Consider the following 14,716-nt stretch of genomic DNA (forward strand, 5'->3'; position numbering starts at 1 on the left):
ATACTACGAGGCTCAACATGCGGCTCGGCGCGATATCTGGTGTCTTTTTGGGATGGGCCGCGATTTGTATTTTGGCGGGCTTTGTTGTTGCCGACGAAGATGACATGACCACAGGTGAACGGCTCTCTGCATTGTTGCGCGCCGGCCGGACTGTCATCTCGGGTCATCAAAAGCTCATCAACGACGAATCTCTAGGAAAAAAGGATCTCACGGGTCAACGTGTCGTCAACGAAGCGCTGCAGATCTTTGCCCAGCGCAAGGGCGATGCCGTATCGGATCAGAATTTCAGCCTTCTCGATAAGCAATTGTTCGATGCGCAGGTCGCCGCGATAAAGGAAGTTGTCGACGAACATCAAAGCATGATCGATATGAAGGGTGTGGGCTTCAAGGGGTTCATTCCCTCGACCTTCGCCCGATTGGTCAATGAACGTTTCGAGGAAAAGGTCGGCGATAAGGCGAAGATGAAGGTGACGGCGCCGGAGGAGCTGATCCGCAATCGCAAGGCGCGCCCGGATGATTGGGAGCAGCACGTCATAGAGAACAATTTTCTGTCTCCCGATTGGCCAAAAGGCAAATCCTTCACCGAGGAGGTGGGGGTAAACGGCCGCCAGTCTTTTCGCATGCTGATCCCTGAATATTACTCGGCATCCTGCCTGACGTGTCACGGCGGACCCAAAGGCGAGGTCGACGTGACAGGCTACCCAAAGGAGGGTAAAGCTGAAGGCGATTTGGCAGGTGCGATCAGCATTACGCTGTTCAAATGAGCGCCTTCGTCACCATTCCAATGCGGATCGGCCGCCTGACGGATCGAAAGATACCGCTTCGCCTTATCTGTCTTTCGGCCGCGCTTTTGGGCGCGTTGCTCCTCAGCGTCGCCTTCATGGCGCATGATCTGCGTGAAAATCAGCGGCGTGTTGAGGAGGCGAATGGGCGCTTTCATATGTTCGACGATGCTGCCAAGGCGCATCGCCATTTTGGCGAGGTCCGCTATTGGCTGACGGATCTGTCGGTCAGCCTGTTGACCCTCTCGGAACGGCGCGCGCAAGAAGCCCGCCAAGCGCTGGAACAAGATCTGGCCCGCATCAAGGTCTTCGCGCCCGATGAAGCGAACACGATCCTACAGGGTTCGAACGCCTACTTTGAAAAGGCGATGGAGGCCGTTGACGCCTACACCAATGACAACAGGGTCATAGGCAACTCCCGGCTGGCGGCCGCCAGAAGCTATAGCGATCAAATCGATTCCGTTCTCATGTCGCTCGAACAACGCCTCGAGAACGAAGCCGATCTGGCGCGCGACGCTGCCGATGCGACGGCGCGCAACACCTATATGCGAGCTCTGATCGCAGCCGGCGTGACGACGCTGGCCTGTATTCTGATGACCTGGCTGGTGCTGCGCTCCATCCTCGTGCCACTCGGCCGGATCGACAGGGCGATGACGCAGTTGACGAGGGGGCAGGAGGATGTCGAACTGCCGCCAGAAGGCAGCGATGAATTCGGAAAAGTTTCAAAGACGTTGCGATTGCTGCGTGACAGCCAGGCTGAGCGTCGAGAGCTAGAAGCGATTGCCGAGCGCCAGCGCAATACGGTGATGACAGCAATCGAGACCATTCCCGATGGGTTCGCGTTTTTTGACGCGAGCGACCGGCTGGTTTTGGTCAACCAACGCTATCTTCAACTGTTTCCGGAGACTGCGGACCTGATGACGCCTGGAAGGGCCTTTGAAGATATTGTACGTGCGCAGGCAGAACGCGGCACGACCGATATCGGAAGCGGCGGGATAGAGAGTTGGGTCGCTGAGGCCATGCAGCGTCACCGTGATCCGCAGGGCATGATCGAGCGGCAATTCGCCAATGGAACATGGCTGCGCATCGCCAAGCGAAAGACGCCGGAGGGCGCCACCGTGGCGGTCTACACGGATATATCGGATTTGAAGAACCGACAGGCGGAGCTGGAGGAGGCAAGGCGTGGCGCAGAGGTCGCCAGCGAAGAAAAGAGCCGTTTCCTCGCCTCCATGAGCCACGAGCTGCGCACTCCTTTGAATGCGATCATCGGTTATAGCGAAATGCTCATCGAGGATGCCGGCGATCTCGGACAGACCGGGTTCATTGCGGATCTCAACAAGATTATGGGCTCGGGACGCCATCTCCTGGCGCTCATCAACGACGTTCTCGATCTCTCCAAGATCGAGGCGGGCAAGATGGAGCTCTACGTCGAGCGCCTCAGTCTAAGACAGCTTCTTGCCGACGTTCAAAATACCGTAGCGCCGCTGATCGCCAAGAAGGGCAACCGTCTGATGGTGAGTGTCTCCGTCGAGCAGGACCAGATCGAGACCGATAAGACCAAGCTGCGGCAAAATCTGTTTAATCTTCTCTCCAATGCCGCCAAATTTACGGAGAACGGCGAGATCAAGCTTGCGGTGCGACGTTACGAGGACGGAGTTGGTGAATGGCTCGAATTTGCCGTCAGTGATAGTGGAATCGGCATGACGAAGGAGCAGCAGCAAAAGCTCTTCCAAGCATTCGTACAGGTGGATTCGTCGACGACGCGGAATTACGGCGGCACCGGCCTCGGGCTGACCATCACGCAACATTTCGTCAAGATGATGGGTGGTGCCATTGCCGTCGAGAGCGAATTCGGAAAGGGCTCGACCTTCCGCTTCACAATCCCTGCGATCACGAAAACAGATATTCTCCAGGGAAATACGCCGCAAAGCGATATCCTGGAAGGTGCGAGCGCGCATCCAACGGTTCTCGTGATTGATGATGAGGCGCGGGCTCGCAATTTCGTCTCCGACGCCGTTCGCGGCGCAGGCTTTAGCGTCATCGAGGCGACGGGTGGAGAAGAGGGCTTGGCAAAAATCCGTCGATTGCACCCGGACGCAATCGTCCTTGACGTGATCATGCCGGGTCAAGACGGTTGGTCCGTCCTGCGTGAAATCAAGTCGGACAAGGCGATCTGCGATATTCCCGTCATCCTCGCAACGGTTGTCGCCGATCGCGAGATGGGCCTGGCCTTCGGTGCCGTGGACCATCTGATCAAGCCGATCGACCCCCGGCAACTCGTCGATACCCTAAATGCAGTCGCCGGCGAAGCACGTCATGATGTGCTTATCGTTGACGACGACCCCGCAACCCGCGATCTTTTCCGCAGGGTGCTTGTCCGCGAGGGTTGGCGGGTGCGGGAGGCAGCCGACGGTCGCCATGGTCTTGATCAACTCGAGGCCGCACGGCCGACGATTATGGTTCTCGACCTGATGATGCCGAACATGGACGGTTTCACGCTCCTTCAGGCGATCAAAGACAGGCGCGACTTGGCAGATATCCCAGTCGTTATCGTCACGTCGAAAGATTTGACGCGAGAAGAGATGGATTGGTTGGGCGTTCGCGCGAATGAAGTCGTCAGAAAAGGAACCGAAGGCCGCACCGATCTGATTGCAGCTTTAAAGCGGCATCTTCCGCAAAAGGAAGAGGCGTGAGGGGAGAGGTTCGGATGGTCAAGATTCTCCTCGTCGAGGACAATGAGATGAACCGCGATATGCTTTCCCGCCGCTTGGAGAAACGTGGTTACGAAGTTGTCAGCGCAACGGACGGGCTCGCCGGGGTCGAGGCGGCCGTGACCACGAAGCCGGACTTGGTTTTGATGGATATGAGCCTTCCTGTCATCGACGGCTGGGAAGCAACGAAGCGGATCAAAAGAAATCCCATCACCGCTGCCATACCGGTGATCGCACTTACCGCTCATGCTATGGCCGGCGATCGTGAAAAGGCAATCGAGGCCGGTTGTGACGACTACGACACCAAACCGATCGAACTACCGGGTCTGCTCGATAAGATCGCCCGTTTGACCGGAGGGTAACGATCGTGGCTCAATCTCGGGACATCGGGCATCGCATGTATATCGCCAGAATCGCCCAAAACATCGTCGATCCGGCCCAGGCCATTCTGGGCTATCAGGAACTGATTACGGAAGAGGTGCGGGACGCGGGACCCAGTGATGCCTTGCCGGACCTTGAGAGGATCTTGAGCGCCGCGCGGGAGCTGAATACATTGATCAAGCGTCTGCTCGACATCGAAATGCCGGAGAATGGGGATGCCCCCTCGCTCGATAGGCTTTTGCGCCATGATCTCAGAACGCCCATGAATGCCATTCTCGGCTATTCCGAGATGTTGATCGAGGACTTCGCCGATACCTTGCCGGCGCGTCTGCTGGAGGACGTGTCGAAGGTCATCCGTGAAAGCCGCAATTTGCTTGCGCAGATTGACGAAACACTTGATGGATCGCCCCCCGATGTGGATCAGGAATTTCAGCCTAAATTCGATGGAACGATCGCCGCCGATCTGGCTAGGACAATGGCGACCCGTTCTTCGGCCGTCACGGAACGGGCAGGACGTATCCTCGTCGTCGATGACACGGCGTCAAATCGCGACCTCCTGTCCAGACGCCTCCGCCGCGATGGACACACCGTCGTTGCGGCAAGCTCCGGCGAGGAGGCGCTTCGTATCTTCGATCAGCAGGAATTCGACCTCGTATTGGCAGATGTCTTGATGCCGGACATGAACGGTATAGAGCTTCTCGGCCAGCTTAAATCGGACGGACACTTTCGCGAGATCCCGGTCGTGATGATTTCCGGCCTGAAGGATGACGACGCCGTTGCCCGTTGCATTGAGGCGGGGGCCGAGGACTATCTCCGCAAACCGATCAATCCCGTCTTGCTGAAAGCGCGCATTGCCGCCTGCCTCGAGCGTCGTCGTTGGCGAACGCGCGAAAAGCAATATCTGGCGCAGATAGAATTCGAGAAGGAACGGGCAAACGCCCTACTGCATGCGATTCTTCCGAAGCAGGTGGTGAAGCGGCTTGCCGATGGAGAGGAAGTGATCGCCGATCGCATCGATATGGTCACTATTATTTTCGCCGACATCGTCAACTTCACGGAATTTGCATCGCGAACGCCGGCTGCAGCACTGGTCCGGAGACTGGGAGACCTGTTTAGTCGTTTCGATGAACTTGCTGATCAATATGGCATCGAAAAGATCAAGACGATCGGTGATGCCTATATGGCGGCGTCGGGACTACCGGATTCTCGCGTGGATCACGCCGTCGCGGGCGTTGCGTTCGCCAAGGCGCTGCTGGCCGAAATGTCTGGAGGCGTCGATGATGGATCAGCGCTCAGCTTGCGGATTGGCATCCATAGCGGGCCGGTCATCGCTGGCCTAATCGGTCGGAAACGCTTTGGCTATGATGTTTGGGGACATACGGTCAATGTTGCAAGTCGTATGGAGTCTTGCGGCGTACCAGGTCAAATTCAGATATCGCAAACAACGTTCGATGCGCTTGGCGAGGGACGTTTGCCCGCCCGCCGGGAAATCATGAATATTCGCGGCATTGGGAGATGCACAACCTACCTTTTGGAATAACACTTCCTGTCGACGTGCTCCATGCGGCCCTGTTGCAAAGGATGACGGCTGGTGCAGAACGGTTCGTAGTTGCTGTTTCAAGCCGTGTAGACGCCGAACTGCCGTGTTGATGAGACGCATCCCACCACGCTGTGGACGAAATGCGTGAAAGCTTCTTAGGTCCGATTTCTGTCGTTCCTCTTGGCACTCGTGGAGCGACTTCAGCTAGACCCTCGCTAGCTAGTGTCCGTCCACAAACGGTAAACCGCTGAAATTATTGGAGGAATCGCGATATTGCCGCGGGCAAAGCCCGGCGGTTTCAGGTACACTTTAGATCAAGCCATTGATTCTAAAGACAAACCCGCAACCGCCGGAGCCGACAATGCGCCAAGAACGCACCGTCCAATCCAATATATTCGATCTTTTCGCCGAACACGAGATCGGCCGCGAGCTGAAAGCCATGTCGCAATGGCTGGATGAGCATCGTGATCTGCTCGGGCTGGTAGCGCAGGACCTGCGCCGCCACGGCGTCAAGGAGACCGGCCGCGAGGGCCTGCCGGCGGAGGCCGTGCTGCGTTGCGCCCTGCTCAAACAACACCGTCAGTTGAGTTATGAGGAGCTGGCCTTTCATCTGGAAGATTCCGCCTCGTTCCGGGCTTTTGCCCGGCTGCCATGGGGGTGCAGCCCGAAGAAGTCGGTCTTGCACAAGACGATCAGCGCGATCCGGGCCGGGACCTTTGAAGCGATCAATCGCGTGCTGTTGACAAGCGCCCGGCAGGACAAGGTGGAACGCGGCAAGGTCGTGCGCATCGACAGCACCGTCACTTCGGCGCTGATGCACGAACCGAGCGACAGCAGTCTTTTGTGGGACTGCGTGCGGGTGATGGTGCGGCTGTTGCAGCAGGCGGCTTCCTTGGGCAGCGCCATCTTATGGCACGATCACTGCCGCGCGGCGAAGAAGCGATCCCGGGCGATCCAATTTACCCGCGGTCGTCCGAAACGAGTTCAGCACTATCGCGCGCTGCTCAGGATCACGCGCACCACCTTGAGCTATCTCGAACAGGCGGCGGCGCAGCTGCCCTTGGCGGCGGGCCCGGCGGTCGAACGCTGGCAGGCCCAAGTCCGCCACTATAAGCCGCTGATCGAACGGATCATCGCCCAGACCGAGCGGCGGGTCCTGGCCGGCGAGGCGGTGCCGGCTGGCGACAAGCTGGTCAGTTTGTTCGAGCCGCATGCCGACATCATCGTCAAAGGCAGCCGCGACGTCGAGTATGGCCATAAGATCAATTTGACCACCGGCACAAGCGGGCTGATCCTCGACCTCGTCGTCGAAGCCGGCAACCCGGCCGACAGCGAGCGCTTGCTGCCGATGCTGGAGCGTCACATTGGCATCTGGGGCGAGCCGCCACGGCAGGCCGCCGCCGACGGCGGCTATGCCAGCCGCGAAAATCTGAGCGGAGCCAAGGCCTGGGGCGTGCGAGACATGGCCTTCCACAAGAAGTGCGGCCTCAAGATCGAAGACATGGTCAAAAGCCGTTGGGTCTATCGCAAGCTACGCAACTTCCGCGCCGGCATCGAGGCCGGCATCTCCTGCCTCAAACGCGCCTACGGCTTGGGGCGCTGCACCTGGCGTGGGCTCGACCACTTCAAGACTTATGTCTGGTCCTCGGTGGTCGCTTACAATCTCGCCCTCTTCGCCCGCCTCAGATCGAACTGACATCCCATGTCGCCAGCCAAAACCGGACCGGCGGAACGCCGGCAGTTCCCAATGCGCGCATTTCCACCAGAAATCCTGGCCGCCGCAATTAGCACCCATGAGCCACACCGCATGGCTTCAAAGCGGCCACCAAGCGGAACCCAAACGCGCTGCAAGCACAAGAAAACCAGCCGTTTATGGACGGAAACTAGCTAAAATCGCGCTACGCCCGCAACATCAGAGCGGTTGGTCGGTTTCTACGAAGGACATTTCAATGTCGACGGACCACAGCGATCAACCCTAATACGTTCAAAAGCCAGCTGAACGAGCTGACGGACGCTTTCCCATGGACGAGCAAAAGCAGCGGCAATGGCGCGCTTTCGTTGAAGGCGTTGCACACGCTCCTGGCGATCTGATCATTGTCATCGCGGAAATCGCCACATTCCTGATGCCGCATGCTATTGCAGCCGCGCGGCTGGGCAAATGAGCGGTTTGGTCGCAACCGTTGGTCTGTGGAACGATGACAAATCGATTAGGCTGACGAAGTACACATCGCACGGGCATGTTCCGAACCCAATCGAGCCGAAAGGAGGTGGCTCTATTGAAACGCAGATAGAGGCTTTTGATCGATCATCCCAAATTACAGGGCATGAGCTATCGGCCTCCCACTACCAGGCCTGCGAATTTGTTAAACGTGGCGCCTTGAGGCATTGAGCTTGAGGCCATCACCATGACCGCCAGCTTGCGGGTTCACACCGCGCTCCCATAGGAGCGTGGTGATGAATATTGACGATAGATCCTACGCTACCCAAAATGCAGATAGAACGAAAGGATATGCCAAATGGCTTCGGGAAGCATCCATGTGAAGGTCGGCGGCCAGTTGCAGGCCCATATTCAGCAGCAGATTGGTGAGGATGGCCTCTACGAAAATGCCAGCGAGTATATTCGTGCGCTAATCCGCCGCGACTTGCAGACACGGGATGAGGCATGGGAGTCACTGCAAAAGGAACTGGCTCCTGCCATGCGCGCAGATGACAGTGAATTTGTCACCGTCACGGCCGAGGATGTAATCCGTCGCAACCAGCGCCGTTGATATGGTTGCGTATCGGTTTTACCCGCGCGCGGACGCGGCGCAGGACAAAATTTGGCGGGATACCGTTGAGAAATGGGGTGAGAAGCAGGCGGTGACTTACATCACCGGCTTGCATACTCATTTGCAGCGGTTGTGCGAGGAAAAGGCGATATGGCGGAAGCTACCGCAACGGCATGCGGTTCCCGCTGATGTCAAACGTGAGGCGTATTTCAGCCGCTACGAACATCACTACGAGTTCTTCCGAGAAATCGATAACGGCGATCTCAGTGTGATGAGCATTTTGCACGAGCGGATGAATGTGCCGGTGCGCCTTGCTGAGGACCTGGCGGTACTACTCGGAGAAAGCCGAGCCTTCTAAGCCATAGGCGTTGGCGCTTCCTAAAGGAGTGCAAGCCCGGAACACGCAGAGACTTCTCTTATGAAGATGCGACGCCCAGTCGCGAGGACACGGGGGACCCATTCAGGCCGCCTTGCTCGGCACGATGGTGTCTTGCGCGCTCTTCAGGTCTCGACCTTCTCCTGGGCCGACTCCCCGTGGGCGGAGATCATTGCGCCGGCATGGCCATTCGCGCCATTGAACGGATCCAGCCCGCCATCCCGCCCCTGCGCCATCAAAGACGCAGCTCCCTTGCGGAAGTCAACTGGCTGGCACGACACCACCATACCGGAGGCGATCAAGCCTTGCGAACCGCTCGAAGGATCCTCGCCAGATGATCGGGATCAATATCGCTGCCGGCGCCCACGACGACATCGCCCACCACGATTTCCACCACCGAACTGTCCACCGCTTCGAAGCGCGTGGACTTCTCTGGTTTGCTTGGTCCCTCCTTCAACGGGGCAACCGCTCCCGACGAAAGCGCCTTACGACGCCAGGCATAGAGCTGCGAGGGGTCCGGAACGCTCGCACCCGGCTGCCTCGAATACACCCACCTCCTTTGTCGGTTCAAAGGCCTCGCAGGCGAGAAGGTAGCGTGACACTTGGTCGGTGACCGTCAATGGGTAACAGTAGCGGCCGTCACCGAGCTTGAACTCGCCCTTGAAGCCGGCGCACCACAAGTCGTTCGGCAAAAGGGCCTGTGATAAGGCCGTTCCCTCTGCCCGATAACGCTGCCGCTGGCGGGCATGAGCGACCAGCCCGTGCCGGTCGAGAATGGCATGCACCGTGCTTTTGGCCGGGACGCGCACATCGCCAGCAAGCCTCCTGAGCAAAAGTTCGCGGATCTACCGCGCGCCCGCGGCTTGTCCTTCTTGCAGGAGACGATCATCGCCTCGACCGGCTCGGGCGTAGCGCACCGGCCGGCGACTTCATGCCCGATAGCGAGGCAATGTAGGGAATTCACTCGTTTTCAAACTCAGGAGACATCAGCAACCGACCGTCCGCAATGATGCATAGATGGCAAGCCGTCAACTGCCATCTTGATGGCAGAGAGCAATCATTCTATATTGTGCACTAAAGGAGATTTGATATGGCCGCACCACAACTCTCTGTCCGAAGCTCCAAGGCGCGAGATTTGGCTCATAGGCTTGCTCGCCGCGAAAATCGTTCGATTGCCGAGGTGGTCGAACGTGCGCTCGAATCCTATGAGATCCGGGAGGCAGGGCGCGAGCCTGCTTCGAGCTTCTATTCGCGTCTTGGGGCGCAAACCGGCACAGACATCGATCTGGAAGCTGTAGTCCGTGAAAATCGCCATCGGCATCAGGGCGTCGATCTTTGATCTTTCTCGACACCAACGTTGTTTCTGAGACCTTGAAGAAGGCACCAAATGAGGCAGTGATCGCTTGGCTGGTTCGATTCGATGCGGAATTAGCACTGCCAACAGTGACGATCGCCGAGATCGCCTTCGGGATCCAGAAGATAAGGCCGGATCAGCGCGCCGATCGGCTGGAACAAGGGTTGCAAGAGTGGCGTCGTCGTTTTGCTGATCGCATATTCGGATTGACCGAAGAAGCCGCACGCGCTTACGGGGAGATTATGGGCGATGCCGCTCGTAAGGGACGCGGAATGTCGGCACCCGATGGAATGATTGCCGCGATTGCCCGGGTAAACGGTGGCCGCTTAGCAACCCGCAATCTCACGGATTTCGAGACCACAGGGCTCGATCTCATATCTCCGTGGGACTTCTAATGCCTTTGTGATGCTTTTAGCCTTTGGATGAAGCAGAAGAGGGGCTTTCAAAGCGCGGATGCCTTGGTAAGTTGACGCGAAAGCGATCGCGCCGGCGCTGATAGCGGCGGGTCATTTCCGCGCTCGTGTGGCTGAGTTGCTTCTGCAAGGACCGCTCATCGACCTCGGCGGAGCGGGTAATGCCTGCGCGCAATGAGTGGCCTGAAAACTTGAGTGCTCGCTCGACTTCAGCCAGATCACCTCAGATCGCGGCGCGTTTGACCAGTCGCGCCGCTTCCTTGTCGTTCAAACGCTCCGAACCGACCGATTTTCCCTGTCCCGAGACGCGGCGGAAAAGAGGGCCATGGGCGATCTTGGCGAACTTGATCCAGTGTCTGATCCTGTTCAACCCCTACCATGTGTCCCATACTAAAAATGACTGCATCGTTTCCAATGCGGCCATCTTAACTGATTTGCTGGTGATGGGCCGCCTTGGTCCTTTTTGGGCAGATGCACAGGGGCGATGCCTAGAATATCGACAGAGCGCGAGGCAGATCCGCCGTGACGTGTTGATTCTGAGGTCGCGTTAGAATTTGGTACGGCCCTTGCTTTCTCTCTTGTATGCAAGACTTACATACTGAAAAGACCCGGCAGACAAACATCGAAGAAGCCATCGTTTCAGGCATTCTTTCCGCGCGAATCCATCCGGGCACTCGGCTCAGCGAAAATCAACTCGCCGGGCTTTTCGGAGTATCTCGTACGCGGGTGCGCGAGGCGATGATGCGCCTCGAAACCCGCGGCATCGTTCATGTGAGTCCGCGACGAGGATGGTTCGTCGTAGAGCCTTCGGCTGAAGAAGCGATGACGGTCTACGAGGCGCGGCGGGTCATCGAGTCCGGATTGCTGCGGAGCATGCGGCCGCTGACCGAAGACGGGCGGCAGCTTCTCCTTGCGCATCTGGACGAGGAAAAGGCCGCGATGGCCGCTGGCGACCGTCAGCGCCTAACTTGTCTCATGGGCGATTTTCACATCAGGATCGCGGAGTTGTGCGGCAATGCCGTGCTCATCGAAGTGCTGCGCGATCTTACCGCCCGGACCATTCTCATTTCGATGCTCTACCAATCGGAGTTCCATGCAGCCCAGTCCCATCAGGGGCATTGCCGCATCTTCGAAGCCATGGTCGAAGGCGATCTCGTCAAAGCGGCAGAATTGTCGATCGAGCATCTGGACGAAGTGGAGACGGGCCTGGATCTGACGGCGCGCCCCGATCCGCTGTCCGAACTGCGTATTTCCCTGTCCCTCCCACCCAAGAATGCGCCTTCGACGTCCCGTTTATCCGGCGCGAAACAACCCGTAGCCCCAAAGGAGATATAAAAGACATGCTCACAAGACGCGTATTTTTTGCAATTGCGACGCTCGCGGTCACCGCCGGCTTCGGGGTCGCCGCACATGCCGACTCGCTCGCCAACATCACCACCCGCGGCACGATCCGCGTCGCCGTCCCGCAGGACTTTCCGCCGTTCGGCAGCGTGGGGACGGACATGGCTCCGCAGGGGTACGATATCGACGTGGCAAACCTGATCGCGGGGAAGCTCGGGGTGAAGACAGAGCTCGTTCCCGTCACCAGCGCAAACCGCATTCCTTATCTCCAGACCAATAAGGTCGATTTGGTAATCTCAAGCCTCGGCAAGAACGCCGAGCGCGAAGCGGTGATCGATTTCACCGCCGCCTATGCCCCGTTCTTCAACGGCGTCTTCGCCCCCGCAGACGTTTCTGTCACGAAGGCCGAGGAACTTTCCGCAAAGACTATCGGCGTCACGCGCGGTGCCGTGGAGGATCTGGAACTGACAAAGATTGCCCCTGCCGACGCCGTCATCAAACGCTACGAGGATAACAACGGCACGATTTCCGCGTTCCTCTCCGGGCAGGTGGATGTGGTTGCAACAGGCAACGTTGTTGCAGCCGCCATCCTCGCCAGAAACCCGCCAAAGCGCCCGGAGCTGAAGTTTCTGATCAAGAACTCTCCCTGCTACATCGGCCTCAACAAGAACGAGTCGGCGCTGCTTGAGAAGGTCAACGCCATCCTTGCCGCTGCCAAAACAGACGGTGCGCTCAACGGCATCTCCCGGAAATGGCTCGGCGCCGATCTTCCGGCCGACCTCTGATCGTATCCATGGCCGCCATCCCACTGCCTGCGGGATGGCGGAGCCGCTGCTGAGCGCCAAGAGGGGAACAACTTGAACTATATTTTCGAATTCGGCTGGCTTGCCCAATATTATCCGCAGATCGTTAAGGGCGTTCTGATAACACTCGAATTGATCGCCGTCGGCGCGGCACTCGGCATTTCGCTCGGTATTTTCTGCGCGTGGGTGCGGGCGCTCGGTCCCGCCTGGCTGAAGCCGATCGTGGCAACTTATGTTGAACTGATCCGCAACACGCCGTTCCTGATCCAGCTTTTCTTCATTTTCTTCGGCCTGCCCTCTCTCGGCCTGCGGCTTGACGAACTGACCGCGGCAAACATCGCGATGGTCGTCAATCTCGGAGCCTATAGCTGCGAGATTATCCGCGCCGGCATGCAGGCAACCCCAAAGGGCCAGTTCGAAGCGGGCGCCAGCCTTGCCATGACCCGCTTCGAGACCTTCCGGCACGTCGTGCTCGTGCCCTCGCTGCAGCGCATTTGGCCGGCCCTGTCGTCGCAGGTGGTGATCGTGATGCTCGGTTCGTCGGTGGTATCGCAGATCGCTGCTGAAGACCTGACCTTTGCCGCGAACTTCATCCAATCGCGGACCTTCCGCGCCTTTGAAACCTATATTGTCTCGACCGTCATATATCTCTGCCTCGCGATCCTGCTTCGCCAGGTACTCGCCGTCCTCGGCGGTCTCATCTTTCCAAGGAGGGCAGCGCGATGATCGAGTTTTCCACATGGGATATCCTGCGCAATCTGCTGCTCGCGACGCGCTGGACCATCCTGCTCTCACTTGTCTCCTTTGCCGGCGGAGGAGCGGTCGGCCTGCTTCTTCTCTTCCTGCGCATCAGCATGCGCAAGGCGGCCAGGGTTTTTGCTAAATATTACATCGAGCTGTTCCAGGGAACGCCACTCCTGATGCAGCTTTTCATCGCTTTCTTCGGCCTTGGACTGATTGGCATCGACGTGCCGGCCTGGCTGGCGGCCGGAGTTGCGCTTATCCTGTGGACAGCTTCGTTCCTCGCCGAAATCTGGCGCGGTTGCGTCGAATCCATCAACCGGGGGCAGTGGGAGGCATCCGCCAGCCTCGGCATGGGGCGGCTGCAGCAAATGCGCTACGTCATTCTTCCGCAGGCTCTGAAGATCGCGGTGCCGCCGACGGTCGGTTTCTCGGTACAGGTCGTCAAGGGCACGGCACTCACCTCGATCATCGGTTTCGTTGAACTCTCCAAGGCCGGAACCGTCGTCACCAACGCCACCTTCCAGCCATTCACTGTCTACGGGCTCGTCGCCCTTATCTATTTCGCGCTCTGCTGGCCCCTGTCCAAAAGCAGCCAAGTGCTTGAAAGGAAGCTCAATGTCGCTCATCGAAATCACTGAGGTTCGCAAAAACTTCGGCACCAACGAGGTTCTGAAAGGTATCAATCTCGATGTCGAGCCGGGCGAGGTCATCGCCATCATCGGTAAGAGCGGCTCGGGCAAGTCGACGTTGCTTCGCTGTATCAACGGGCTCGAAACGATCACGCAGGGCTCGATATCGGTCGCCGGTGCGCAACTGCTCGACGACGAAACGCACCTGAAGGCGTTGCGGCTGAAGGTCGGGATGATCTTCCAGCAGTTCAACCTCTTTCCGCATCTGACGGTCGGCGGCAACGTCATTCTCTCCCAGGCCGTCGTGAAAAAGACACCGAAGGCGGAGGCCGAGTCGATGGCCCGTAGGATGCTCGATCGCGTCGGGCTGGGGCACAAGTTCGACGCCTATCCGGACGAGCTTTCGGGCGGCCAGCAGCAGCGGGTGGCGATCGCTCGGGCGCTCGCTATGCAGCCGATCGCGCTCCTCTGCGACGAGATCACCTCGGCGCTCGATCCGGAACTGGTGTCCGAGGTGCTGGCGGTCGTCCGCGAGCTTGCCGCGGACGGCATGACGCTGTTGATGGTGACGCATGAGATGAAGTTCGCCCGCGACGTCTGCTCAAGGGTCGTCTTCATGCACCAGGGCCGCGTTCACGAGATCGGACCGCCGCAGGAGGTGTTCGCCAATCCGAAGACACCGGAGCTCCAGCAGTTTCTCGGCGTTCACTAAGCAGCAGGCGCCATGTCAAAACGTGATCTTGGCGCTCATTCCGTCTGCGGTCTCTTCAAGCGCAAAGCAGGCGCGGTGCAGAGCCGCAATTCGCGCAACGATCTTCAGACCCATGGCCGAGGCTCTCCGTTCTCTTTCATAACTGTTGCATTGCGGCGGGGT

16 protein-coding genes and 2 pseudogenes are annotated in these 14,716 nt (G+C 58.4%); 15 read left to right on the plus strand and 3 right to left on the minus strand.

Annotated features, from left to right (window positions below; all coding sequences use genetic code 11):
* The first annotated feature begins 17 nt into the window (after positions 1-17).
* The 8 genes from LPU83_RS66490 (at position 18) to LPU83_RS66525 (ending at position 8,540) form a co-directional block, all read left to right on the plus strand.
* Entirely contained in the window at positions 18-764 is a 747-nt protein-coding gene (locus LPU83_RS66490; RefSeq protein ID WP_024319026.1) for a Tll0287-like domain-containing protein, read from the plus strand.
* Positions 761-3,475 carry a response regulator gene (locus tag LPU83_RS66495; protein WP_024319027.1) on the plus strand — a complete coding sequence of 905 codons (2,715 nt, stop codon included), beginning with the start codon at positions 761-763 and terminating at the stop codon, positions 3,473-3,475. The genes LPU83_RS66490 and LPU83_RS66495 overlap by 4 nt, the downstream gene beginning before the upstream one ends.
* Before the next feature lie 14 nt (positions 3,476-3,489).
* The gene (locus tag LPU83_RS66500; protein WP_024319028.1) at positions 3,490-3,855 is read left to right on the plus strand and encodes a response regulator; all 366 of its coding nucleotides are present in this window, start codon (positions 3,490-3,492) and stop codon (positions 3,853-3,855) included.
* A gap of 35 nt (positions 3,856-3,890) precedes the next feature.
* Positions 3,891-5,414 (plus strand): adenylate/guanylate cyclase domain-containing protein, encoded by a 1,524-nt coding sequence (locus LPU83_RS66505; RefSeq protein ID WP_024319029.1) that lies wholly within the window; start codon positions 3,891-3,893, stop codon positions 5,412-5,414.
* A 361-nt stretch (positions 5,415-5,775) separates the two neighbouring features.
* Entirely contained in the window at positions 5,776-7,110 is a 1,335-nt protein-coding gene (locus tag LPU83_RS66510) for an ISNCY family transposase (RefSeq protein WP_037069090.1), read from the plus strand.
* A gap of 325 nt (positions 7,111-7,435) precedes the next feature.
* Complete coding sequence (locus LPU83_RS73295; protein ID WP_112334140.1) at positions 7,436-7,576, plus strand: hypothetical protein; 141 nt, start codon at positions 7,436-7,438, stop codon at positions 7,574-7,576.
* Positions 7,577-7,930: 354 nt separating this feature from the next.
* Positions 7,931-8,182 (plus strand): ribbon-helix-helix domain-containing protein, encoded by a 252-nt coding sequence (locus LPU83_RS66520; protein ID WP_024318721.1) that lies wholly within the window; start codon positions 7,931-7,933, stop codon positions 8,180-8,182.
* Position 8,183: 1 nt separating this feature from the next.
* Entirely contained in the window at positions 8,184-8,540 is a 357-nt protein-coding gene (locus LPU83_RS66525) for a type II toxin-antitoxin system RelE/ParE family toxin (protein WP_024318720.1), read from the plus strand.
* 316 nt (positions 8,541-8,856) lie between these two features.
* Here LPU83_RS66525 and LPU83_RS66530 read toward each other — a convergent pair whose 3' ends face one another.
* Positions 8,857-9,108 (minus strand): hypothetical protein, encoded by a 252-nt coding sequence (locus LPU83_RS66530; protein ID WP_024318719.1) that lies wholly within the window; start codon positions 9,106-9,108, stop codon positions 8,857-8,859.
* A pseudogene (locus LPU83_RS74790) lies at positions 9,095-9,465 on the minus strand (IS481 family transposase); the annotation flags it as partial. The pseudogene LPU83_RS74790 and the gene LPU83_RS66530, both read right to left, overlap by 14 nt.
* Before the next feature lie 183 nt (positions 9,466-9,648).
* Here LPU83_RS74790 and LPU83_RS66540 point away from each other — a divergent pair.
* Both LPU83_RS66540 and LPU83_RS66545 read left to right on the plus strand, forming a co-directional pair.
* The gene (locus tag LPU83_RS66540; RefSeq protein ID WP_024318718.1) at positions 9,649-9,897 is read left to right on the plus strand and encodes a type II toxin-antitoxin system VapB family antitoxin; all 249 of its coding nucleotides are present in this window, start codon (positions 9,649-9,651) and stop codon (positions 9,895-9,897) included.
* A complete protein-coding gene (locus tag LPU83_RS66545) occupies positions 9,894-10,307 on the plus strand; it encodes a type II toxin-antitoxin system VapC family toxin (protein WP_024318717.1) in 414 nt (137 codons plus the stop codon). Before LPU83_RS66540 ends, LPU83_RS66545 begins: the two co-directional genes overlap by 4 nt.
* A 16-nt stretch (positions 10,308-10,323) precedes the next feature.
* Here the strand turns inward: LPU83_RS66545 and LPU83_RS66550 are convergent.
* Positions 10,324-10,686: pseudogene (locus LPU83_RS66550) on the minus strand (site-specific integrase); the annotation flags it as partial.
* A 221-nt stretch (positions 10,687-10,907) separates the two neighbouring features.
* On the opposite strand from LPU83_RS66550, the gene LPU83_RS66555 reads away from it, so the two are divergent.
* From LPU83_RS66555 to LPU83_RS66575, 5 genes are all read left to right on the plus strand, one after another.
* On the plus strand, positions 10,908-11,660 hold the full coding sequence (locus tag LPU83_RS66555; RefSeq protein WP_024318716.1) for a GntR family transcriptional regulator: 753 nt from the start codon (positions 10,908-10,910) through the stop codon (positions 11,658-11,660).
* A gap of 5 nt (positions 11,661-11,665) precedes the next feature.
* Positions 11,666-12,451: a transporter substrate-binding domain-containing protein gene (locus LPU83_RS66560; RefSeq protein ID WP_024318715.1), complete on the plus strand. Its 786-nt coding sequence runs from the start codon at positions 11,666-11,668 to the stop codon at positions 12,449-12,451.
* 72 nt (positions 12,452-12,523) lie between these two features.
* Entirely contained in the window at positions 12,524-13,195 is a 672-nt protein-coding gene (locus tag LPU83_RS66565; RefSeq protein ID WP_024318714.1) for an amino acid ABC transporter permease, read from the plus strand.
* On the plus strand, positions 13,192-13,851 hold the full coding sequence (locus tag LPU83_RS66570; RefSeq protein ID WP_024318713.1) for an amino acid ABC transporter permease: 660 nt from the start codon (positions 13,192-13,194) through the stop codon (positions 13,849-13,851). Before LPU83_RS66565 ends, LPU83_RS66570 begins: the two co-directional genes overlap by 4 nt.
* Positions 13,829-14,554 (plus strand): amino acid ABC transporter ATP-binding protein, encoded by a 726-nt coding sequence (locus tag LPU83_RS66575; RefSeq protein ID WP_024318712.1) that lies wholly within the window; start codon positions 13,829-13,831, stop codon positions 14,552-14,554. Before LPU83_RS66570 ends, LPU83_RS66575 begins: the two co-directional genes overlap by 23 nt.
* Positions 14,555-14,716 lie beyond the last annotated feature (162 nt).

This window comes from Rhizobium favelukesii (genome assembly GCF_000577275.2).
Lineage (GTDB): Bacteria > Pseudomonadota > Alphaproteobacteria > Rhizobiales > Rhizobiaceae > Rhizobium > Rhizobium favelukesii.